Here is a 21,352-nt window from a genome sequence, read left to right as displayed (position 1 = left end):
GTTTTTAACTATTCCTTTGTTGAGTTTCTAAATTCAATACGGTGTGGCAATGTCACGATTTGCTCTTCAACATTTTCCTTGTTCATGAACTTAGTTAAAAGTCTCATCGCTACTGCTCCAATATCATACATCGGTTGAACAACTGATGTAAGCTGCGGACGCACCATGAGTGCTAATCGTGTATTATCAAAGCTAATAATTTCGAAATCATTTGGAATTGAATAACCTAAATCTTGTGCACTATGGATGACACCTAATGCCATTTCATCCGTACCTACAAATACAGCAGTAGGTTTATCTTCTAATTCATGGATTCTCTCAAAACCTTCAATACCAGAATCATATGTGTAATCTCCTTCGATTACAAAGTCTTCCTTATATGAAAGTCCTGCATCCTCGATAGCCCGTTTATAACCATTTAATTTCTTTTCACCATTAATTGGTTCATTTAATGGACCGGTAACAAACGCAATTTTCTTATGGCCTTTATTAGCCAATTCTGTTACTGCATCGTATGCAGCCTGTTCGACATCGATTGTTACAGCTGGGACCGTATTTGTACTCTCCACTGAGGCAGCTAAGACAATCGGAACAGGAGACTTTTCAAATTCCTCGACATGTTCTCCTGTAATATTTCCACTCATAAATACAATACCATCCACTTGCTTTCCAAGCATTGTATTTAATAAGTGTAGTTCTTTGTCCTTATTTTGGTCAGAGTTACTGAGGATAATATTGTACTTATACATTGTCGCAATATCTTCAATTCCACGTGCAAGCTCTGAGTAAAAAATATTTGAGATATCTGGAATGATTACTCCAACTGTTGTCGTTTTTTTACTAGCTAGTCCACGAGCAACAGCATTCGGGCGATAGCCTAATCGATCAATTGCTTCTTGTACTTTCTTTCGAGTTGTTGGTTTTACATTTGGGTTACCATTTACAACACGCGATACGGTTGCCATGGAAACATTGGCTTCCCTCGCAACATCATAGATTGTCACATTCATTGACAGCACTCCTTATTTCAAGTTACCACTTATATGTTAGTATTAACTTTTTTATTCAAACAAATGTCATGTTTGCTTATTTTATCTAATAATCATACGATACTTACTCCTCTAGGGCAATTACTTTGTGCAATTCTTAACAAATTCGTTAAAAAAGCTCGAAAAAACCTCCTACTTTGACAGTAGGAGGTCTTCTTGAAAAATCAAATCGCCTTGGCGTATTTGCTCCCAGATTTTATTCAAGCAAGCTTGAAAAATCTGTGCATCCGCCTCAAGGCTGGATAAAGTTAAACACGAACGGCTTGAGTTGCCTTAAGTTCTGTAATCCATTTTTCAAATTGATCAAAATCCATTTGCTGTGCTGAGTCTGATAGAGCAACCGCTGGATCTGGATGTACCTCCGCCATGACACCATCTGCTCCAATTGCAAGAGCTGCTTTTGCACATGGCAATAATAAATCACGACGTCCAGTTGAATGTGTTACGTCAACAAATACTGGTAAGTGTGTTTCTTGTTTTAGGATAGGAACTGCAGAAATATCTAATGTATTACGAGTAGCTTTTTCGTAAGTACGGATACCTCTTTCACAAAGAATGATTTGATCATTTCCCTGAGATATGATATATTCTGCTGCATTCACGAATTCATCAAGTGTAGCAGCCAATCCGCGTTTCAATAATACTGGCTTTTTAACTGAGCCTGCTGCTTTCAGTAATTCAAAGTTCTGCATGTTACGAGCACCGATTTGGATAACATCAATGTAATCACAAGCAACCTCAATATCTGCAGGGTTTACAATTTCACTGATAACAGCCATGTTTGTCTCATCTGCAACGCGTTTTAAGATTTTTAATCCTTCAAGTCCTAGCCCTTGGAAATCATAAGGAGAAGTTCTTGGCTTGAATGCACCGCCACGAAGTAGGCGTAAACCATATTTCTTTGCTTCTGCAGCTACTGCAGCTGTTTGTTCATAACTTTCAACCGCACATGGTCCAACGATGAATTGCTGTGAGCCATCACCAATTTTTACACCTTTTACATCAACAATTGTATCTTCAGGTTTTTTCTTACGTGAAACAAGGAGAGCTTTGCGATGATCGTCTTCTTGAATCTCAAGACCTGCCTTGAAAATTTCTTTGAAGATATGTTGTACAGTTGATGTTTCGAAAGGTCCTTCATTATGCTCTAAAATGTTATTTAACATTTTTCTTTCGCGTACAGGATCGTATCGGTTAACACCTTGTGTTTCTTTTACTTTTCCAATTTCTTGTACTAATTTCCCGCGTTCACTAATAAGTTTAAGAATTTCAAGATTAATTTCTTCTACTCTGTCGCGTAGGTTATCTAGTTCTACTTTACTCATCTCACTCTTCCTTTCTCCACCCAAGTTATTATCGTAATTTAATCGAAAATATGATATATTTCTAGTAATTAGAATTCATTATAAACGATAAAATTCAATATGTCACTAAAAACTTTATTACCTAAACGCTTTTAAGCAATAAAGTATATTATGATACAATCCATTGATGGGTGAATACATACAAATCAAATAATTATTTATATTATTGTATCGTATTAGTAAAAAAAGTCCACGGTTTTGTAATCTGTACCCCTTGTAAAGGACATTTTAAAAAAAGCTAGGCTACTTTAAGAAGATGATCTCTGTATTGAACAGGGGTCATCTTTTTCATATTCCATTGATATCTGTAGTGATTGTAGTAGTGGATGGCAGCTTTCACTTCTTGCTTAAGTTCTTTTAAAGTTTCACATGATTTTATATCAGCCAGGTCCTTAAAATGACCAAAGAATGATTCCTGTGGGGCGTTGTCCCAACAGTTACCTCTCCTAGACATTGATTGTTCCAATTTGAATTTTTTCACCAGCTTTTGATAAACAGGGCTGGTATAGTGACCTCCCTGATCAGAATGTATATAAGCTCCTTTAGCCAGTTTGATTCTCCTGTTTTTCTTTAACTTCTTAAGTGTATCCGTAGCGATATCTAAAGTAATTCGATCAGAGACCTGATGAGCTAAGACTTCATTGGTGGAAGCGTCAATAATGGTTGATAAATAAGCTTTTTTACCTTTTCCGAAATATAGGTAGGTTATATCCGTAAGAAGGACCTTGTGTGGGATTCCTTGTTTGAATTCCCTGTTAAGTAAGTTCGGGACGACCTTGTGCTCCTGCGTAGCCTTAATGATGCGCTTGTAGGGGTTCGCTCTCCTAAAAGGGCTCTCAATCCCGTATTTCTTCATGATTCTTCTGATTCGCTTAAGATTGAAAACAACACTAAACTGACCTGCCAATACCATCTTAATTTGACGAGCCCCTTTCTTACGGTTCTTGAAATTGTATGCTTTTAAAACCAGGTCCCGAAGGGATTCATCCTTTTTCTCCCGATCCTTCCTTCTCTGAACTTGTTTAGCAGAAAAGTAGTTATAGTATCCCTGACGGGACACACCAGCTACTTTACAGAGGTGGGTTACCATCCTTGTTAGATTGTATTTCTCGATAACGGAATGAATAAGGTTAAATTTCTGGTCAGCTGACAATTTTATTTCTTCTTCATCCCCCTTTCTGCGAATCGTATCTTTTTTAATAGTTCATTCTCTGCTTTCAACAGGTTATTTTCGGCCTCTAACCTTGCATATTTTTCTTCAGTGGAAAGCTCTCTTTCCCTTGGTCTACCTGAGTTTCCTGATCTTGTATCACGAAGTCCTAGAATTCCGTGCTTACGATAAGCTTCTCGCCATCTTTTTCCAGAAGACTCAATCCGTTTCATACCTAATACCTCAGTATCGAACCCACAGTCCTCAAATATCTCTCTAGGAAACTTCCCCAGGTCATTTTGAGTTATAAAGTGCTCCTTAAACTCATCTGAATAGGTAATACCTTTGGGACTTACTGATTTTACATATGGATTTTTAGCTAGTAATTCGATCTCTTTTTCCGAGAATATTTTTTTACTCATACTATCTCTCCCGCACTATTTTTAATCTATTGTACATAAAAAGACCCTGTGCAGCAGACTTTTTTTAATGTGTCTACTACACAGGGTACAGTTTATTGAGCCATGGACTTTTCTTTATTTACCAGCAGTCACTAATGCTTCTTTCGTTATGCTTCTATGAGAGGCATTCCATTTTACCTTGCCATCTTCAAAAAGAAGAGCCTGTGGTGATTCATGTTTAATTTCAAAGGTCTCTGCAATATAGTTTGAGAGTTCTTTTGCTTCTTGAACATATAGATAGTAGCTTGGTACATTTTCATGGTCTGACACAAATTGTTCGTACTCATCAAAAGCTGCTTTACTAATTGGACAAGTAAGACTGTGCTTGATAAAAATAAATTTATTTTCTTTTGCTAAGACTTGGTTAAATTCTTCAATTGTTTCAATTTTTTCCTTCCCCATTTTTACATCTCCCTATATATTAGTTGTTAGTAGTTTGTGTATTATTTTCTGCGTCTTCTAAGGCTTGCCTCGCTTCAGCAAGTTTTTCCTGGAATATCTGTTCACTTCCAGCTGAATCCTGATTTGTTTCTTCTGTCGCAGCATCTGGTTTTGATTCATTATTCTCAAGCCCAACTTCAGGCTCACTATGCCCAGCAGGAGATTTAATATCTTTTACTTTTGTTAAAATTTGATTGGACTGCTCAGAAATTGTTTTAGAAAGTGAATTTGTTTTTTCTTTTACAACAGAAGCTTGATCGTTTATCTGCCTACGGAATTCTTGTCCTGTTTTTGGCGCTAGAAATAATGCTGTTGCAGCGCCCACCGCTGCACCTACAATTGTACCTAAGATAAAATTTGAACCACTATTTTTTCCCATTATAATCCCCTTTCTTCATTCGGAATTGGTTTGTCATGCTTTTGTTTCTTATCTTTCCATTTATCCCAAATCTCTATTACAGCATTCCCCACTTGAACAACCTGTGAGATTTTGGTTTTATTTTTCTCTAGCTGTACTGCCACTTCTTCTGTCACATTTCCAACTGATTTATTGAAGCGTTGTAAAGAAGTTCCAACGTCTTTAACAGCATCAACAACTGTATTCAAACTCTCAGACTTCTGCTGAATATCTTCTGCAAGCTTATTTGTTTTATGCAAGAGTTCTGTTGTTTCACTTGTTACACCCTCCATTTGTTTCTCTAATCCAGATAAAGTACTTGCTACATTATCCAATGTTACTTGAAGGGAACGTAGAGTCCTTGAGAGATAAAAAACCAAAATTAAAAAAGCTACAGCAATTACTGCAACACTTATGTATACGATAAGAATCATTCGTGATGCACCTCCTTCTATCTTTGTTACCCGATTTTACCTATATCAAACATACTATCCCCATTGTTAAACTTTCGACAAAAATCATTGAAGTCCTCCAAGGAATTTCTAAGCATTTTATTTTAATAAACAATTTCCTTTTTTTCGGTTACAATAGGAATGTACATAAGCAAATTTGAATTTGGAGGCAATTAATATGAAAGATCCTCGTATTGAAACACTCGCTCGAAATTTAATTAATTATTCTGTACGCCTCGGAGAAGGTGAAAAAGTACTCATTGAGAACTTCGGCTTGCAGCGTGAGCTCGTGGTTGCGCTTATTAATGAAGCTTATAAAGCTGGTGGATATCCATTTGTATCATTAAAAGATCACCAAGTAGATCGTGCTCTTTTACTAGGTGCTCAGGAAAAGCAGTTTGAGATGAAAGCGGACTTTGAGGCTAACGTTATGAGCAAAATGGATGCCTATATAGGCTTACGTTCTGGTGATAATATTAATGAGTTTGCAGATGTACCGGATGACAAAATGAAAATTGAAGGAAATACAGTCGGTAAAAAAGTACATCGTGAAATACGTGTACCAAAGACAAAATGGGTAGTTCTGCGTTATCCAAATTCTTCGATGGCCCAACTAGCGAAGATGAGTACAGAAGCTTTTGAAGATTTTTATTTTAATGTATGTAATCTTGATTACGGTAAAATGAGCAATGCGATGGATGCTCTTGTTGAACTAATGGATAATACCGACAAGATACGCATTACGGGGCCTGGCACCGACCTAACATTCTCCATCAAGGGCATTAAAGCAATTAAATGTGCAGGTGAAATGAATATCCCAGATGGTGAGGTATATACAGCACCTGTTCGTGATTCTGTAAACGGTACTTTAACATATAATACGCCATCTCCATATCAAGGCTTCACATTTGAAAATGTTTCACTAACTTTTAAAGATGGAAAAATTGTAGAAGCTACATCGAACGATACTGAGCGTATTAATAAAATTCTTGATACAGATGAAGGTGCACGTTTTATCGGTGAATTTGCAATTGGAGTAAATCCATACATCCAACATCCAATGCAAGACATTCTATTTGATGAAAAAATTGATGGCAGCTTCCATTTCACACCTGGACAAGCATATGATGATGCATACAACGGAAACAACTCAAATATCCATTGGGATATGGTAAATATTCAACGTCCTGAATATGGCGGTGGAGAGATCTATTTTGATGATGTACTTATTCGTAAAGACGGCCGCTTCGTTATCCCTGAGCTTGAACCATTAAACCCAGAAAATCTAAAGTAAATTCCAACAAGCATAAGAAAAGCCGTCATGAAGGATATCTTGTATCCTTCTTGAATGATTGGCTAGACCAGATAGGGGCTAAGCGCCCGAGCTGGACATAGAAAAAAAAGACCTTTGCGATATGTTTCGCAAAGGTCTTTCTTTATACGACTGCCTTTTCGTAGGCATCCTGAAACTTTTGAATGTCGCCGGCTCCCATAAAAATTAATACACTATTCTCATGTTTTTTAAGGATAGAAGTATTTTCTTCTTGAATTAACTCAGAACCTGGGATTTTCCCTTGTAAATCCCCAATAGAAAGCTCACCTTTATTTTCACGGGCTGAACCAAAAATATCACATAGATAAACTTGATCGGCTTTTACTAAGCTTGCAGCAAAGTCATCCAAAAATGTCTGTGTTCTTGTAAATGTATGTGGTTGGAAAATCGCTACAATTTCACGATCAGGATATTTTTGTCTTGCAGCTTCAATTGTTGCATTGATCTCTGTTGGATGATGTGCATAATCATCAATTAATATTTGAGTTCCGACTCGTTTCTCAGAGAATCTACGCTTCACACCACCGAAGCTCAACAAACGCTCTTGAATAATGGACACATCAATATTTTCATAATGACATAATGCAATTACTCCTAAAGCATTTAACACATTATGATTTCCGTACCCGTTGATGGAAAAGCTTGCAAAAAAAGTATTTCTTACGAAAACATCAAAGGTAGAACCTTCTGTGGTTTTCTTGATATTTCGAGCTTGAAAATCATTTTCTTCCCCAATTCCATAAAACACAACAGGTACCTTCGCATGGATGCTTTGGAGGTATTCATCATCTCCACAAGCAATAATTCCCTTCTTAACTTGCAAGGCCATTTCTTGGAAGGCATTGAATACATCTTCAATATTTGCAAAATAATCAGGATGGTCAAAATCAATGTTCGTCATTATCGCATAATCAGGGTGATAGCTTAAGAAATGACGTCTGTATTCACATGCTTCAAAAACAAAATACTTATTATTCTCAGATCCCTTGCCACTTCCATCTCCAATCAGATAGGAAGTAGGCTCTGCTCCTTGCATAACATGTGCAAGTAAGCCTGTTGTAGATGTTTTTCCATGGGAGCCTGTTACGGCAACGCTCGTATATTTTTTCATAAATTCACCTAAGAAACGGTGATAGCGAATAACAGGTAACCCCATTTCGACCGCTTTTACTATTTCTTCATGAGTATCAGGGAAGGCATTCCCGGCAATAACCGTCAGACCTTCATGAATATTTTCCTTGTCAAAAGGTAAAATCTTTATTCCTCTTTGCTCTAAAGGCTTTTGTGTGAAATAAAATTTTTCATGGTCAGACCCTTGAACTTCATAATTCATGTCATGAAGTATCTGTGCCAATGAACTCATGCCAGTACCTTTGATTCCAACGAAGTGGTAAACTGTCATATAAAGAACCTCCAACAATGTCTATCTGTAAGACAGTATATGAAATTCATCTAATTTTGATAATTGTACCCATGATTTTGAGATAGGTGCTATTAAGTAAAATCGAATTTTATGTATATACAATCATCTCACATTTTTTCATTATAGCACTAATCATTGGTGAAGACCATTACGAAAAAATTACTAGAAGTATACAAGAAGTATGAGTTATGTCCTACGAAACCACAACAAAATTGGGATGAGTTATCTTTATTATGAACGTAGGACATTAGAATTAACCTGATGTAGCACTGATTTTTCTCCGATATTGAATAATTCATTTCATTCTTTATACCTATAAAGAAAAAAGGGCGATAACATTTGTTATCAGCCCTCATAAATATCAGCTAAATCCTCTTCGGTTATCAAAACTTCACGTGGCTTACTACCACGTGATTCAGAGATAATTCCTTGTTCTTCCATCATATCTATTAGACGCGCTGCACGATTATACCCGATTCTAAAACGTCTTTGGACACTAGAGGTAGATGCACCCCCATGTTCAAGAACGAACTCACATGCCTCAAAGAAGAGCTCATCCTCTTCATTTGTAATTGAAGCTTTCTTTAGGAGCTCGTCCTGTTCAAACATATAGCTTGGCTTCATCTCTGATTTTACAAAGTTAACAACTTCCTCGATTTCATCGTCTGTAACAAAATTGCCTTGAACACGAAATGGTTTTGAAGAACCATTCTCTAGGAAAAGCATATCTCCTCTTCCAAGCAGTTTCTCTGCCCCACTTGAGTCAATAATCGTTCTTGAGTCAACTTGTGAGGAGACAGAAAACGCGATACGAGTCGGAATATTTGCTTTGATAAGTCCTGTGATAACATCAACCGATGGGCGTTGTGTTGCAAGAATTAAATGGATTCCACAGGCCCTTGCTTTTTGGGCAATTCGGCAGATTGAATCCTCTACATCCCCTGGCGCCACCATCATTAAATCAGCAAGCTCATCAATGATAATCACGAGATAAGGTAATTTTCCACTTTTCTCATCATGTTTTTTCACCATTTCATTATATCTACCAATATCACGAACACCGGTATGGGCAAATAGTTCATATCTTCTTTCCATTTCTTCAACTGCCCACTTTAGAGCAGCTGTTGCGGCCTTTACATCCGTAATAACCGGGCTTACAAGATGTGGAATATGGTTATAAGGTGCCAATTCTACCATTTTGGGATCGATAAGTAGTAGCTTCACTTCATCCGGTGATGCCTTATAAAGCAAACTGACAAGCATTGCGTTAATACATACACTTTTACCCGAACCAGTCGCACCCGCGATAAGTCCATGCGGCATCTTTTGTAAATCCGTTACAATTGGCTTTCCAGAGATATCAAGACCCATTGCGACTGCTAATGGTGATTGATTTGTTTTGAATTCAGGGCTTTCTATTATTTCCTTTAATAGTACTGGCTTGCTTTTTCTATTTGGTACTTCAATACCAATTGTATTTTTCCCAGGAATCGGTGCTTCAATCCGAATATCCTTGGCAGCCAAACTTAATTTAATATCATCTGATAGATTTGTAATTTTATTTACCTTCACTCCAGGCTCTGGGTGTACCTCAAATCTAGTAACAGCAGGTCCCTGTGTTACATTCACCACTTTTGCACGCACTTTAAAGTTTCTTAGAGTCTGGTCTAAAATATTTTGCTGGTCAAGTAACCATTGACTGTCATCAGCTTGTTCGGCAGGAGGCGCATTTAAGAAAGATAGACCTGGGAAAGTATAGCCAGGTTGTTGAATTTCGTCTTCCCGATGTGTTTGTAATTCTTGATTCATTGGTTGTTCCTGCTCAACTAATTGTTGATTTTGTCTTGGTGCTTCTTGCTCAACCAGTTGTTCATTTTGCATTGGTGCTTCTTGCTCAACCGGATGTTCATTTTGCCTTGGTGTTTCTTGCTCAACCGGATGTTCATTTTGCCTTGGTGTTTCTTGCTCAACCAGTTGTTCATTTTGCCTTGTTTCGACAGAAGTTACTTGTGTTGCTTTTTCTGGTTGCCGCTGTGACAATTTCTGTTTGTCCTTTTTAAACATTAATACATTAAACGGTATATTGGATCGTCTCGGCTCTGTTCTGGTCTGTTCACTTTTCTTTATCTGTTCAACCTGTGTTTCAGTATTCTCTGTAGAAGTTTCAGTTTCCTCCACTTTAAGATCTTCTTGCATTTCTATATTTTCAATCTGATCAACTAGTTCTTCAGTCACAATTTCTTCAGGATGTATCATTTCTTGTTCAACTAGATTTGTTTCCTCAGATGCATTCAACTCCTCCTCCACAGCTACTTGTATTGGAGTTTCCTCATTAATAGACTTTTCACTTTGAGGCTCAATAGCAGCCGGTACTCCCTCAGTTACCTCTTCTTCTCTTATTAATTGATCCGCAAAGCTTGCCACCTTTTGCTCGGTATCTTCTAATGTAGTTGAACTTGTATACTGTTTTGGTTCAACTTGCTCCGTTAGTATGATTGTTGAAGCAACCTCTTCTTGTGCTTCTTTCCAGGCCCTAGCAATCGATTCTGTATCTGCGATAGGGTTTGAAGGAAGTTCATACTCAACTATTTCTTGAGCTGTTTCCTGAGCTATTTCCTGAGGCTTTGGTTTACCTAGACCGAATACCGGGGATGGTGTCTCGGATGGTTGAAAGGGTTGTTTCTCCTGTAAATTTACAACGGTTTTAGGTGTTGAATTCCTATTTGGTTGTGAAGTTCTTGTTTGTTGAGTTTGCTGAGCTTTTTCTGTTTGCTTTGTTTTTTGTACTTGCTTTGTTCGCTGACTTTGCTGTGTTCGCTGACTTTGTCTTGTTTGTACCTTTTCCTTTTTTATTCTTGTTTTTTCAAGATCTGGTATGACTGGAAATCGAAATTTCCCCTTTGGGTATTCATATGTCACTCTTGCCTCAACAGGTTTGTTTTGTCTGATTTGAGTCGTTTTTATTTCAATTGGATCATCATCGTCCGTCTGTAAAAAATGTAGTAATCTTTTTATCCAATTCACAACTATCACTCTTCCATTTCAATTCTATTCCTTATTGTAACAAAAAAGCCGCTAGTTTTCCTAGCGACTTTTGGTAGAGTATTGTTTATTTCCTTGGGCGATTTTTCCCAAGGATAAAGATGGGCTCAAGTTTACCATCTTCATAAAGAAATGAGAGTGCCGTAATGGGAACACGTCCACTTGCAAAAAAGCTCATAGTCATTTGAGCCAGGATATCATATCCCGTATCATTTTGAACATCAACTATAATCAGTACATCCTGATGTGGGACAGCGATAGCCATTGTTCCTCTAATTTGTTGGCTCATTTTTTGTAAAAAAGCATCATTCAGGATACGACTTGCATCATACCCATCGTTTTTATTAATAAAATAGAAGGTATTGCCTGCAACTTCGTCAGTTTTGTATGAAACATCTAGGGAACGTAAATTAAATCTCGCTATTTCACGGATCCGTTCAAACTTCCAATTTTCTTTTTGTAAAAGTTTTTTATCGACCAAGCGGTACGTTGTTCCTAAATCTAGAGCATAATAGATTCTTGTTTCTGCAGTATGGTCATCGTAAATAAGTTCTTCTCCCTCATTCGATTCTGTCGGGAAGGAGGTTGAACGAATAACAGGAAAAATGTTTTTTTCTTTACCCTCAAGTTCCAATTCACTATTCATAAAAGTCAAAGATTCTTCAATATAATAAATGACTTCATCAAGACTTCCAGGACCTTCTTCTTGGTATTTGGCGACTATTCCCGGAAGTGTGACAGTCGTTCCTTTCTTCGTTTCCTTATCCTCAATACGTAAAGTATCTTTCTCACGGTCAAAAGAAAATTGCCAATTATGATGGGATAGCTTTTCTTGGATTAAATTCTTTACTTTTTTTGAATCCATTTTTCTATTATTTTTTGAGTCCATAAAAATCAATCTCCTCTCTCTGCGTGATCTTAAGAGAGACCATTAATGAATTGTTGAATTTCTTCTTTTGTTTTACGGTCCTTACTTACAAAACGGCCTGTTTCCTTTCCGTCTTCGTAAGCTACAAAGCTTGGTATACCAAAAACGTTCAGAGTTACACATAAATCAATAAATTCGTCACGGTCTACATAGTAAAATGTATAGTCAGGATAAGAACTCTCTATTTCAGGCAAAAATGGATCGATAAAACGGCAGTCTGGACACCAATCTGCTGAAAACATAAAAATGTTCTTTCCGTTTTTGATTAATTCTTGATATTGGTCTATCGTTTCAAGTTTTTTCATGGGCTTTACCTCCAATTTCCGTATGAACTAATTATCATATATTCTTTATCTAAAAACAAATAAAAGCCCCTAACAGTGTAGGGGCTTAATATCAATATTTCACGGAAGATACGATTTGCATCATCTCAGTTGCACTTTCAGAAATGTCGCTTACCTTCGTTTCAGTCGTCATTTTTATTCCGCCAATTCCCACAGTCACAAGGTAAAGCTTGTCCTCAATCTCAAAAGCTTTTACATAGCCAAATCGCTCTTTATCTGTATAGGTTTTGTCAATTGCAAATTCCTTCGCATCGACTGAATTATATAATACATCACTTGTACGTTCTTCATTTGGATTAACAAATAAAATAAATGTTTGGTTTCCGTTTTGAAGGATTATGTTATTTTCATCCTTCTCTTCTATCTCCATAGTAGATGGCAGATAAAAGGATACATCGCCGTTTTCGCTATTTGTCTTTTCGGGTTGAGCTTTAAATATATCTTCGACCGCTGCAACCGTTTCCTTAGATTCATCTTCAATCGATGCACAACCTGCCAAAAGTCCTACAAACAATAGAAAAATGAAAACAAAGACTTTTCCTAGTTTCATATTCTCTCACCCCTTAAAAAGGTAGCTATTCTCTTTTTCTATAATAAACCTATTAATTTATTAGTTGCAAGGGTAATCTAGATATTTTAATCAATAAGAAATAAGTACCATTTTATTGTAACAATTATGACTTGAATTTTTTTCTATATGAAAACTGGCCAACTAGAAGCCTAACGACATGCGTGAACATATCTTTTCGATTCACATACTGGTCCGTGAAAATACCGATTGCCCCCTCAGCCTTGCGAATATCCTTTTGTTTTGTGAAATCCTCCATCACATCACCAAGTTCGATTCCCTTTTTTAATTCTCTAGCTATTTCATACGGTAGGAGAATTCTTGCTCCACCTGCAATTATCGGGTCATTGTCTTTATCAACAATTGCGCCCCAATTACATAAAAACATCCCGAACTCGGTTTCAACGACCCCACCCTCTAAGCCAATTCCTAGGTCTGCGCCTTCCTTTTCAAGAGAAGACTTTGCGCGATTAATTGCACCTTGAATGGTCTCCTTATCTGAAAATGGTTGGGCTGACACATCCGAAGAAACAGATGTTGGATGAAAATTTGCCTCAATGCCCTGAAATCCTTTTATAATTGCATCTACTTTTGCAGGATTTTCCGTACCAATTGCAATTCGTATCATTTCATTCCCACCTTTTTACCAAAACGAATGCTCGGCAAGAGCCGAGCACATTAATTTTAAACTTATTGTTTACCCATTTTGACGAATAGTATCCACTGTTGTGCGATCAGAATTCTTTACAAGGGTAACAAGTAATTCTTTTGCAGCAGCATAGTCATCCACATGAATAATTGATGCATGTGTATGTATATAACGAGAGCAAATCCCGATTACAGCTGATGGCACACCTTCATTTGAAAGATGAACTTGACCAGCATCTGTTCCACCTTGAGAAACAAAATATTGGTATTTAATATTATTTGATTCTGCAGTGTCTAAAATAAACTCACGCATACCACGATGTGTAATCATCGTACGGTCAAATATTCGAAGTAAAGCTCCATGTCCAAGTTTACCAAATGCACTCTTATCTCCAGACATATCATTTGCTGGACTTGCATCTAGGGCATAGAAAATATCAGGTTTAATCATTGTTGCCGAGGTTCTTGCTCCTCTTAAACCTACTTCTTCTTGTACAGTTGCTCCAGAATAAAGTGTATTCGGTAAGTCAATTCCCTGCAATTCTTTTAATAGCTCAATAGAAAGCCCACAGCCATAGCGATTATCCCATGCTTTGGCTAAAATTTTCTTTTCGTTAGCCATTGGTGTAAATGGACAAATTGGAACTACCTGCTGACCAGGCTTTATTCCCAAGCGGATTGCATCTTCACGATCATCAGCACCAATATCGATTAACATATTTTTAATATCCATTGGTTTTTTTCGTTGGCTCTCTTCCAGTAAATGTGGAGGGATTGAACCAATAACCCCGATTACAGGACCATTGTCAGTAATTACTTGCACACGTTGCGCTAGAAGAACTTGGCTCCACCAGCCACCTAAAGTCTGGAAACGTAGCATCCCATTATCAGTGATTGATGTAATCATAAATCCAACTTCGTCCATATGGCCTGCAACCATGACAGTTGGCCCATTAGCATCACCACGGCGTACTCCAAAAATACTACCTAATCCATCTTGTACAACCTCATCTGAGTATTTTTCAAGCTGTGAACGCATAAACTTTCTTACCTGGTGTTCATTCCCTGAAGCCCCAGGGAGCTCTGTTAACGTTTTAAAAAGCTCAAGTGTATCCTGTTTCAATGTCATTCTCCTTTCGGTATATAAGAGTTGTAACAATTTGCAAAAATTTGATTCTATTATGTACATTATTTAGTATATCGAAATTGTTTTTTCGTTACCATAGCGAACATGGAGATTTTCATAAAAAGAAGTTATACTTATCACAAGGATTAAGTTCGTTTAGGAGGGATTTAATGAGCTGGAATAAGTTTTTTCTTGGTTTTGGTGTTGGATTTGCAAGTGCACTTCTTATTAAAGAAGCATTAAGTGATTCAACGATTCCCGGTGACAAAGCATTAAAACTAGCCAAAGAAGCTTTCAAAAAGAATGGACCAATTGATGGTTCTTGGATTCAAATGAATCCAGAAGACTACACAAAATCAGGCATACACTATCAAGTATACAAAGGTGGCATTTCTCGCAAATTAAATCAAGGAAGCCACCAATACGAATTCGTAATGGATGCAAAAACAGGTTCCATATTAGAAGTTAACCCATTGTAAGGCATATTAGCTTATAAGATTTTACTACTTATAAGCTAATTTTTTATTCACGAATTCTTTTTCAATGAATCAATTATTTCTCCACTTTGATTCCATTTAATTGCTCGATATAAAGCATCATGATAAAAAATATACCATGCTTCGTTTGCAAGTCCTTCACCCATCCATTTTTGTTTTTGCTCAATCGATTTCATTGGGTAATCATCATAGGCCAATACCCACAAAACATTTTGATGGGCATGTGTCGGCATGATATCCGCCATATGTATTGCCTGTTCATCCTGGCTTTCTATTAAAATAATAGAATGTCCATCACTATGTCCACCTGTATGTATCATGGTAATTCCAGGGACTATCTCAAGCTTGTCAGTAAACGTATTTACTTGATGTTCGATTGCTTCCCAATTATCTTTCCAGTATGTTGCTTTTGAGCGGATATTCGGATTTCTCATTTCTTGCCATTCCACATCTGTTGCATAAATGACAGCGTTCTCAAAGGTAGGAACCAATTTATCATTTTCCCACTTCGTAAGCCCACATGCATGGTCAAAATGAAGGTGAGTCATAAGGATGATATCAATATCGCTCGTAGTAAGTCCAAGCTCTGCTAAAGACTTATCAATAGAAGATTCCTCCAGGACCCCAAAATTTCGTTTGAGCTTATCAGTCAGTTTCCCATTACCAATTCCTGATTCAATTAAAATATTTTTTGAACCTGCCTTAACAAGGATTGGATCTGTTCGCAGTTCAATTTGATTTTTTTCATTATGTGGATATCTTTTTGACCATAACGGTTTAGGTACAACACCAAACATTGCACCACCATCTAAATGTGTAACACCGCCATTTAACCATGTAAGTGTAATATCACCAATTACAAGCTGTTCCATTCTTTCCCCACCCTTCACAAACGGTTATACCCATTTTACCATTATTATGAAAATTTATAAATCATCTTTCCGTAGAGTTAACCCACCAACAAAAAAAACCCATAAACCACAGTTTATGGGGGATGTTAGGATTATTTATGTTGGTAGCGGACCTCTGATCGATAAATCGGATGTCCCATTTCTGAAAATTTTTCTTCATATTCAGTCATGATATTACCTTCAAAATCTGATTTATGCAGGTCAAGACTAACAAATGTTAAAAGAAGACCGTATTCAGAAAAACTTCTTAACGAATATTCGAATAATCCACGATTATCCGTTTTAAAATGAATTTCACCTTCGTCACCAAGGATATCCTCATACATTTGTAAAAACGTTTTGTAGGTTAAACGACGTTTTTCATGACGTGTCTTTGGCCAGGGATCACTAAAATTGAGATAAACGCGGTCAATTTCTCCTTTTTCAAAAAAGTCCCTAAGCTTAACAGCATTTTGATTTAATAATTTAAGATTTGGAATCTCTGCCTCAATAACACGATCTAGTGCTGAGACTATTACACTTTCATATAATTCAATCCCAATATAGTTGTTATGAGGATGAGCTTTTGCCATCTCTGTTACGAATCTACCTTTACCTGTACCTACTTCTATATGAATTGGATTATCATTTCCAAATACTTGATTCCAATTCCCTTTATGTTCAACTGGATTCTCAATTACATACTGTGGGTATGACGCTAATTTTTCCTTTGCCCACGGTTTATTGCGCAAACGCATGATTGCCACCTCATTTAAATACGTGTTCAGATTAAATTGTCATTTTCACCAGACTTTTTGACCATCCTATTAAAGTTGTATCGCACAAAAGAATAACATGTCCAACAATTTCGTGCAAGGCTCTGTTGGATGTGTTAATGCCAATAAAAAACGTAAACCCACCGATTGGTGAGTTTCGTGTTTATATCGTATAAAAATGGTCATTTCATGGAAATGTAGTATAGAGACAACATCAAAAAGGAAGTGTTCTTAAAATGCCTCTAGATTATACACATCAAATGGATATTTTAAAGGATATATTATCAAATCATCAGATGGATTGCTGTGGTACAGTATCTGAATGTGAACAATTAGGTAGACTGATTCAATCCCTTCTGGCAAACCCAAATATTGACCAGAGTGTGAAACAGGTTCTAACTGACGTCTATTCCTATAGTCAACAAGGTCAATATACCCAGCATCTGGATAACCATATTGAATCTCATCAAAATCAAATTAATCAGTGGATTTCAGATATTGACCAATACTCATAAAAGGTGCTCCAAATATTGAAGCCAATGAAGGATTTCCTTCTCCTTCTTTTTTACTTGATACCAACCCAGAAGATGCAAAGATTGTGCAACCACATACCATTTCATACGCAGAAGCAAATTATCTGTCAATTCCATTCCGTAGAGACTGATCCATTTTGGCCAGTCTTCTTTTTTTATATACCAATGTAAAAGCATTCCAATATCAACTGCAGGATCTGCAATCATTGCCCCATCCCAGTCAATTAAGTAGAGCTCATTGCTATCTGATAATAACCAATTGTTATGATTAACATCTGAATGACATACGACACTATGGTCATGTTTCATATTTTCAAGTTCTTGCTCTAAAAAAGTAATGGCCTTGTTCACAATTTCAAACCTTAATAAATCTGGATGCAATTTTCGTAATACATCGTCCAAAACATCTTTGGCTTCTATAGGCTTTTTACCTATACGTCTAAGCATTTCTAATAGCTCATTGGACTGATGAATCTTTTTAAGTAATCCAGCCACATTTTCACCGTTCATCTCAGCAGGTTTTAATTCTCTGCCACTGAGCCATTGCTGTGCTGTGACAACATCGCCATTTTCGAGACGCTTAGTCCAAATTAACTTTGGAACAATCCCTTCTGCAGAAAGAACCGCAAGAAACGGGGATGAATTTCGTTTAAGAAATATTTTTTTATCATTTAATTGGGCAAAATACGCGTCTCCCGTTGCACCACCCGCTGGGGAGTATTCCCACTCGTTGCCTAATACGTATGTAAGCCAGTTTATCTCCAATTTCAACACAACATTTCCTAATAAATATAAAATAAAAAAGACAGCTATTGAACATACCATATTACAATAGCTATCTTACTAAATTTTAGCGTTCATTTACAATTAAAGTCAAGATAAAGAAACTTTTTCGCTATAAAAAATAGCAAAAATAACACAGGCAAATAGTACCAAATAGGATTATTCGACCAAAAAAGGTATTTGTCGATGCTGAACATCAACCTTAACTGGAGTTTGGCCAATGAATTCGCCATCCGTATGAACGAACATATTCTCATCTGATTCAATACGGATAGTTACACCTTTATGCTGCGCAATTTCCTTAAACTTAGTATGAGTTCCGAAGAAAACGGTCACAAATACAAATAAAAGTTTGATTCTTGAAAGATGATGAACGATTGTAACATCAAATAAACCATCTGTTGTCTTTGCCTGTGGCGCTATTTTCATACCTCCGCCATAAAAAGGTTGATTTGAAACGGTCACAAACCAAACATCTTCATAATGGAATTCTTTTCCGTCAATGCTTACTGTAACGTTCGTAAGGCGATAAGTAAAAAGGAGGCGAATCAGTGCAAAGACATATGCTAATGAGCCGAGATGTACCTTATTTAAGTATTTTTTTATTTGCGATTCATTTGTTTGCTTCGCAACTGCAGCGTCAAAACCTGTTCCTAAGCTACTCACAAAATAGGAGCTCTTTGTTTTCCCTTGAATCTTGCATTTTCCGATATCAAACAATTTTCCCTTACCTGATTTATTGCGAATAATAAAGGAGAGTGCATCTAATGGAGAACTTGGCACATTAAAACCTCTTGAAAAATCATTACCAGAGCCAGCTGGGATGTATCCCACCTTAATCTCAGGATAATACACCATTCCATTCACGACTTCATTAATGGTTCCATCACCCCCAACAGCGACGACAGCCTCCACCTTAACATCGAACATTGAACCGATTTGTCGCGCCAATTCACCTGCATGATTTGGGTATTTTGTGAAGAAAGAACGATAGTGGATCTTTTTCTGTTCTAATTCATGTTTAAGCTGGTTCCAGACTTTTAGTCCCTTTCCATTACCAGCCTGTTTATTTACAATAAAAATCAATAGTTTCATAGTTTATCCTCAAAAGAATATGACATTCATGACTTAATAGTATTTTATATTCATAGAGATGACAATAGAAAAAGGGTGCATTCATTTACACCCCTATTCCATCCTACGCACACAAACTGTATGACAGTATTGTAGTAGCGCATTGCATGCTTTTAATTGCATATGTTTTAATGGAGAACTTGTATTTCGCAAACCAGTAAACCACTCTTCATATTTTCTTTTTTCCACTAAATCCACATCAAATGGTGCAAGCGGAAAATCAATATAGCCTGTACGATTCAATATCACTTTCCGAATTGGTAGCACGATATCATATAAAGAATAAATCGTACGAACGATACCATCCATTCGATCAAGCTCAATCATCGGTGATAACACTTTTTTATCATGCTTTCCTTTTCGTTCAATCCAAAACCTATCATTTGAACCGATAAATACACTATTTTCTATCCCTTCAAGAATGGTAATTAACCAAGTTGTCGTCGGACTAATCATGATAATTTCCACTTCAACCGGCGCATTTTTCAACTTGAATATGGGTCTATATAACACAAGATACGTATCTGGAAATCGCTGAAGAAAGTATTTTAAATTATGATCCTTGTAAAATTCCTTATCTATATATGATTTTTCCCGAATCGTAGAGCTTGCCCATTTCATTTGAAAATCAAAGATATGATCAAGAAATTGTTGTTTCTCTATCGTTGTCTGTTCCCATTGCTTTCTTTTTTGACGGATAAACTGGCCTGGATACCGAAACATATCAATTTCATACCTAGATATATAATCCTGCAATTTTATTAGTTGTCCCAACTTCTTTTCACCTCATTATAGAAAAAAAGAAAACAAAACTGGCAATATGATTGATGTGTAGACCGCACTTAAAATCATCGCAATCGAGCTTATTGCCCCTTGATTTGTTCCTATTTCCAATGCCCTAGCTGTGCCAATACCATGTGATGCGGTCCCAAATCCTAAACCAACACCGACAAAGTGATTGACCTTTACCATTTTTAAAAGAAGTGGACCAAACATCGCACCCGAAATTCCCGCAAACATTACATATACGGCAGCCAATGCAGGAATTCCACCCGTCATGCTTGCAATATCCATAGCAACCGGAGATGTAACTGATTTTGGAGCAATAGAAAGGATGATATCTGAATCGATGCCTAAAACTTTTGAAAAATATATTCCTGTAATAATTCCTGTTGTAGAACCTACAAAGACGCCAATGATAATCGGAATGAAAAATTCCTTTAACGACTTGCGATTTTGATACAAAGGATAGGCCAATGCCACAACTGCAGGTCCGAGTAGCTCATCTATCCATTTTCCACCCAACATATAAGTTTTATAAGGGATTGAGAAAAATAACAAAATAATAAGAACCACAAGGGTAGTTGTTGCAATTGGTACTAGTAACGGGTGAGAATATCGTTTATACAGACGCGTCATCAACAGAAAAATAGTGATTGTACAAACGATTGAGCTGATCGCATATAGAGTATTCATGCTCCAAAGCCCTCCCCAATATTCGTGCTTTGTTTTTGTTGCTTTCTAGCTGCTAATTTATCACCAACTATACCTGATGTAAGCATAACTAGAATTGTACTTAACAACACAATGGCAACCGTAATAAAACCCTTCCCTTTGAAAAAGGGGAGATAATCCATGATCCCGACAGTTGCTGGCACAAAGAGCAGTGCCAAATACGCAAGTAAAAAATGAGCCCCTTCTCCAAGCCACTTTTCTTTAATGATGTTGGTTTGTAACAAGATAAATAACAAAATCATCCCAATAATACTACCTGGAATAGATGTGTGTAAAAGCCCTTGTATCAACGTTCCGACCCAATAAATCATATATAAAATGGCAATTTGAAAACAAATCTTAACAAATCTCATCGTAAAACTTCCCCTTTTAATACGTGTTCAAAAATTAGACAAATCAGTAGCCAGTAGATAAAGAAACGGCAGTCTCGAGGACCAGAGAGGCCGAGTGAAGCAGATATCTGAAGTTTATCATTTGGAATTTTTTTGAACATCGCCT

The 21,352-nt window shown here is 36.9% G+C and carries 23 protein-coding genes; 3 read left to right on the top strand and 20 right to left on the bottom strand.

All coding sequences use genetic code 11. From position 1 onward, the window contains the following. Positions 1–8: 8 nt before the first annotated feature. The 6 genes from ccpA to NST91_RS07370 all read right to left on the bottom strand — a co-directional run bounded on the left by ccpA (position 9) and on the right by NST91_RS07370 (position 5,296). Positions 9–1,010, bottom strand: a complete 1,002-nt coding sequence (ccpA, locus tag NST91_RS07395) for a catabolite control protein A (RefSeq protein WP_121447391.1) — start codon at positions 1,008–1,010, stop codon at positions 9–11. Between the two features lie 287 nt (positions 1,011–1,297). Next, positions 1,298–2,374, bottom strand: a complete 1,077-nt coding sequence (locus tag NST91_RS07390; protein ID WP_121447390.1) for a bifunctional 3-deoxy-7-phosphoheptulonate synthase/chorismate mutase — start codon at positions 2,372–2,374, stop codon at positions 1,298–1,300. Positions 2,375–2,651: 277 nt separating this feature from the next. Next, a protein-coding gene (locus NST91_RS07385; RefSeq protein WP_445724474.1) for an IS3 family transposase occupies positions 2,652–3,985 on the bottom strand; the annotation gives its coding sequence in 2 pieces (ribosomal slippage) (positions 2,652–3,572 and positions 3,575–3,985; 1,332 coding nt in all). A 114-nt stretch (positions 3,986–4,099) separates the two neighbouring features. Further along, on the bottom strand, positions 4,100–4,426 hold the full coding sequence (ytxJ, locus tag NST91_RS07380; protein WP_121447389.1) for a bacillithiol system redox-active protein YtxJ: 327 nt from the start codon (positions 4,424–4,426) through the stop codon (positions 4,100–4,102). Positions 4,427–4,445: 19 nt separating this feature from the next. Beyond that, positions 4,446–4,844, bottom strand: coding sequence for a YtxH domain-containing protein (locus NST91_RS07375; protein WP_121447388.1), 399 nt, complete (start codon positions 4,842–4,844; stop codon positions 4,446–4,448). Continuing rightward, entirely contained in the window at positions 4,844–5,296 is a 453-nt protein-coding gene (locus NST91_RS07370; protein WP_341330618.1) for a DUF948 domain-containing protein, read from the bottom strand. Before NST91_RS07370 ends, NST91_RS07375 begins: the two co-directional genes overlap by 1 nt. A 196-nt stretch (positions 5,297–5,492) precedes the next feature. Here NST91_RS07370 and NST91_RS07365 point away from each other — a divergent pair, with 196 nt between their 5' ends. Then, positions 5,493–6,608 carry an aminopeptidase gene (locus tag NST91_RS07365; protein WP_341330617.1) on the top strand — a complete coding sequence of 372 codons (1,116 nt, stop codon included), beginning with the start codon at positions 5,493–5,495 and terminating at the stop codon, positions 6,606–6,608. 142 nt (positions 6,609–6,750) lie between these two features. On the opposite strand, the gene murC is transcribed toward NST91_RS07365, so the two are convergent. The 7 genes from murC to NST91_RS07330 all read right to left on the bottom strand — a co-directional run bounded on the left by murC (position 6,751) and on the right by NST91_RS07330 (position 14,729). Continuing rightward, positions 6,751–8,049: a UDP-N-acetylmuramate--L-alanine ligase gene (murC, locus tag NST91_RS07360; protein WP_341330616.1), complete on the bottom strand. Its 1,299-nt coding sequence runs from the start codon at positions 8,047–8,049 to the stop codon at positions 6,751–6,753. A gap of 366 nt (positions 8,050–8,415) precedes the next feature. Beyond that, the gene (locus tag NST91_RS07355) at positions 8,416–11,094 is read right to left on the bottom strand and encodes a DNA translocase FtsK (RefSeq protein WP_341330615.1); all 2,679 of its coding nucleotides are present in this window, start codon (positions 11,092–11,094) and stop codon (positions 8,416–8,418) included. Positions 11,095–11,179: 85 nt separating this feature from the next. Further along, entirely contained in the window at positions 11,180–11,977 is a 798-nt protein-coding gene (locus NST91_RS07350) for a DUF1444 domain-containing protein (RefSeq protein WP_341333504.1), read from the bottom strand. Positions 11,978–12,030: 53 nt separating this feature from the next. Beyond that, positions 12,031–12,345, bottom strand: a complete 315-nt coding sequence (locus NST91_RS07345) for a thioredoxin family protein (protein WP_341330614.1) — start codon at positions 12,343–12,345, stop codon at positions 12,031–12,033. A gap of 91 nt (positions 12,346–12,436) precedes the next feature. Then, positions 12,437–12,934 (bottom strand): hypothetical protein, encoded by a 498-nt coding sequence (locus NST91_RS07340; protein WP_341330613.1) that lies wholly within the window; start codon positions 12,932–12,934, stop codon positions 12,437–12,439. 124 nt (positions 12,935–13,058) lie between these two features. After that, entirely contained in the window at positions 13,059–13,580 is a 522-nt protein-coding gene (locus NST91_RS07335; RefSeq protein ID WP_341330612.1) for a DUF84 family protein, read from the bottom strand. Between the two features lie 69 nt (positions 13,581–13,649). After that, positions 13,650–14,729: a M42 family metallopeptidase gene (locus tag NST91_RS07330; RefSeq protein WP_440274139.1), complete on the bottom strand. Its 1,080-nt coding sequence runs from the start codon at positions 14,727–14,729 to the stop codon at positions 13,650–13,652. A gap of 167 nt (positions 14,730–14,896) precedes the next feature. On the opposite strand from NST91_RS07330, the gene NST91_RS07325 reads away from it, so the two are divergent. After that, positions 14,897–15,205: a PepSY domain-containing protein gene (locus NST91_RS07325; RefSeq protein WP_341330610.1), complete on the top strand. Its 309-nt coding sequence runs from the start codon at positions 14,897–14,899 to the stop codon at positions 15,203–15,205. A 47-nt stretch (positions 15,206–15,252) separates the two neighbouring features. Here the strand turns inward: NST91_RS07325 and NST91_RS07320 are convergent, their stop codons facing one another. Further along, complete coding sequence (locus NST91_RS07320) at positions 15,253–16,095, bottom strand: YtnP family quorum-quenching lactonase (protein ID WP_341330609.1); 843 nt, start codon at positions 16,093–16,095, stop codon at positions 15,253–15,255. Between the two features lie 131 nt (positions 16,096–16,226). Then, the gene (gene trmB / locus NST91_RS07315; protein ID WP_341330608.1) at positions 16,227–16,871 is read right to left on the bottom strand and encodes a tRNA (guanosine(46)-N7)-methyltransferase TrmB; all 645 of its coding nucleotides are present in this window, start codon (positions 16,869–16,871) and stop codon (positions 16,227–16,229) included. A 254-nt stretch (positions 16,872–17,125) separates the two neighbouring features. Between trmB and NST91_RS07310 the strand changes: the two genes are divergently transcribed. After that, positions 17,126–17,404 carry a YtzH-like family protein gene (locus NST91_RS07310; RefSeq protein ID WP_121447378.1) on the top strand — a complete coding sequence of 93 codons (279 nt, stop codon included), beginning with the start codon at positions 17,126–17,128 and terminating at the stop codon, positions 17,402–17,404. Here the strand turns inward: NST91_RS07310 and NST91_RS07305 are convergent. The 5 genes from NST91_RS07305 to NST91_RS07285 form a co-directional block, all read right to left on the bottom strand. Then, positions 17,399–18,187, bottom strand: coding sequence for a phosphotransferase family protein (locus NST91_RS07305; protein ID WP_341333503.1), 789 nt, complete (start codon positions 18,185–18,187; stop codon positions 17,399–17,401). The genes NST91_RS07310 and NST91_RS07305 overlap by 6 nt on opposite strands. 177 nt (positions 18,188–18,364) lie before the next feature. Continuing rightward, the gene (locus NST91_RS07300; protein ID WP_341330607.1) at positions 18,365–19,300 is read right to left on the bottom strand and encodes a diacylglycerol/lipid kinase family protein; all 936 of its coding nucleotides are present in this window, start codon (positions 19,298–19,300) and stop codon (positions 18,365–18,367) included. A 93-nt stretch (positions 19,301–19,393) separates the two neighbouring features. Further along, positions 19,394–20,113, bottom strand: a complete 720-nt coding sequence (locus NST91_RS07295) for an NERD domain-containing protein (protein WP_341330606.1) — start codon at positions 20,111–20,113, stop codon at positions 19,394–19,396. 15 nt (positions 20,114–20,128) lie between these two features. After that, on the bottom strand, positions 20,129–20,815 hold the full coding sequence (locus tag NST91_RS07290) for an LrgB family protein (protein ID WP_341330605.1): 687 nt from the start codon (positions 20,813–20,815) through the stop codon (positions 20,129–20,131). Continuing rightward, on the bottom strand, positions 20,812–21,207 hold the full coding sequence (locus NST91_RS07285; protein WP_341330604.1) for a CidA/LrgA family holin-like protein: 396 nt from the start codon (positions 21,205–21,207) through the stop codon (positions 20,812–20,814). Before NST91_RS07285 ends, NST91_RS07290 begins: the two co-directional genes overlap by 4 nt. Positions 21,208–21,352 lie beyond the last annotated feature (145 nt).

Origin of the sequence: Ferdinandcohnia sp. FSL W7-1320 (assembly GCF_038050315.1) — a bacterium.
Lineage (GTDB): Bacteria > Bacillota > Bacilli > Bacillales > Bacillaceae_L > Ferdinandcohnia > Ferdinandcohnia aciditolerans.
Note: the sequence above shows the minus strand (reverse complement) of the source record. Positions and strands in the feature narration are given on the sequence as shown.

Coding starts and splice junctions, on each gene's coding strand:
- ccpA (WP_121447391.1), bottom strand. CDS start 1,010: ATGAATGTGACAATCTATGATGTTGCGAGGGAAGCCAATGTTTCCATG.
- NST91_RS07320 (WP_341330609.1), bottom strand. CDS start 16,095: ATGGAACAGCTTGTAATTGGTGATATTACACTTACATGGTTAAATGGC.
- NST91_RS07370 (WP_341330618.1), bottom strand. CDS start 5,296: ATGATTCTTATCGTATACATAAGTGTTGCAGTAATTGCTGTAGCTTTT.
- NST91_RS07375 (WP_121447388.1), bottom strand. CDS start 4,844: ATGGGAAAAAATAGTGGTTCAAATTTTATCTTAGGTACAATTGTAGGT.
- NST91_RS07285 (WP_341330604.1), bottom strand. CDS start 21,207: ATGAGATTTGTTAAGATTTGTTTTCAAATTGCCATTTTATATATGATT.
- trmB (WP_341330608.1), bottom strand. CDS start 16,871: ATGCGTTTGCGCAATAAACCGTGGGCAAAGGAAAAATTAGCGTCATAC.
- NST91_RS07335 (WP_341330612.1), bottom strand. CDS start 13,580: ATGATACGAATTGCAATTGGTACGGAAAATCCTGCAAAAGTAGATGCA.
- NST91_RS07310 (WP_121447378.1), top strand. CDS start 17,126: ATGCCTCTAGATTATACACATCAAATGGATATTTTAAAGGATATATTA.
- ytxJ (WP_121447389.1), bottom strand. CDS start 4,426: ATGGGGAAGGAAAAAATTGAAACAATTGAAGAATTTAACCAAGTCTTA.
- NST91_RS07365 (WP_341330617.1), top strand. CDS start 5,493: ATGAAAGATCCTCGTATTGAAACACTCGCTCGAAATTTAATTAATTAT.
- NST91_RS07390 (WP_121447390.1), bottom strand. CDS start 2,374: ATGAGTAAAGTAGAACTAGATAACCTACGCGACAGAGTAGAAGAAATT.
- NST91_RS07350 (WP_341333504.1), bottom strand. CDS start 11,977: ATGGATTCAAAAAAAGTAAAGAATTTAATCCAAGAAAAGCTATCCCAT.
- NST91_RS07290 (WP_341330605.1), bottom strand. CDS start 20,815: ATGAATACTCTATATGCGATCAGCTCAATCGTTTGTACAATCACTATT.
- NST91_RS07330 (WP_440274139.1), bottom strand. CDS start 14,729: ATGACATTGAAACAGGATACACTTGAGCTTTTTAAAACGTTAACAGAG.
- murC (WP_341330616.1), bottom strand. CDS start 8,049: ATGACAGTTTACCACTTCGTTGGAATCAAAGGTACTGGCATGAGTTCA.
- NST91_RS07340 (WP_341330613.1), bottom strand. CDS start 12,934: ATGAAACTAGGAAAAGTCTTTGTTTTCATTTTTCTATTGTTTGTAGGA.
- NST91_RS07325 (WP_341330610.1), top strand. CDS start 14,897: ATGAGCTGGAATAAGTTTTTTCTTGGTTTTGGTGTTGGATTTGCAAGT.
- NST91_RS07345 (WP_341330614.1), bottom strand. CDS start 12,345: ATGAAAAAACTTGAAACGATAGACCAATATCAAGAATTAATCAAAAAC.
- NST91_RS07300 (WP_341330607.1), bottom strand. CDS start 19,300: ATGAAACTATTGATTTTTATTGTAAATAAACAGGCTGGTAATGGAAAG.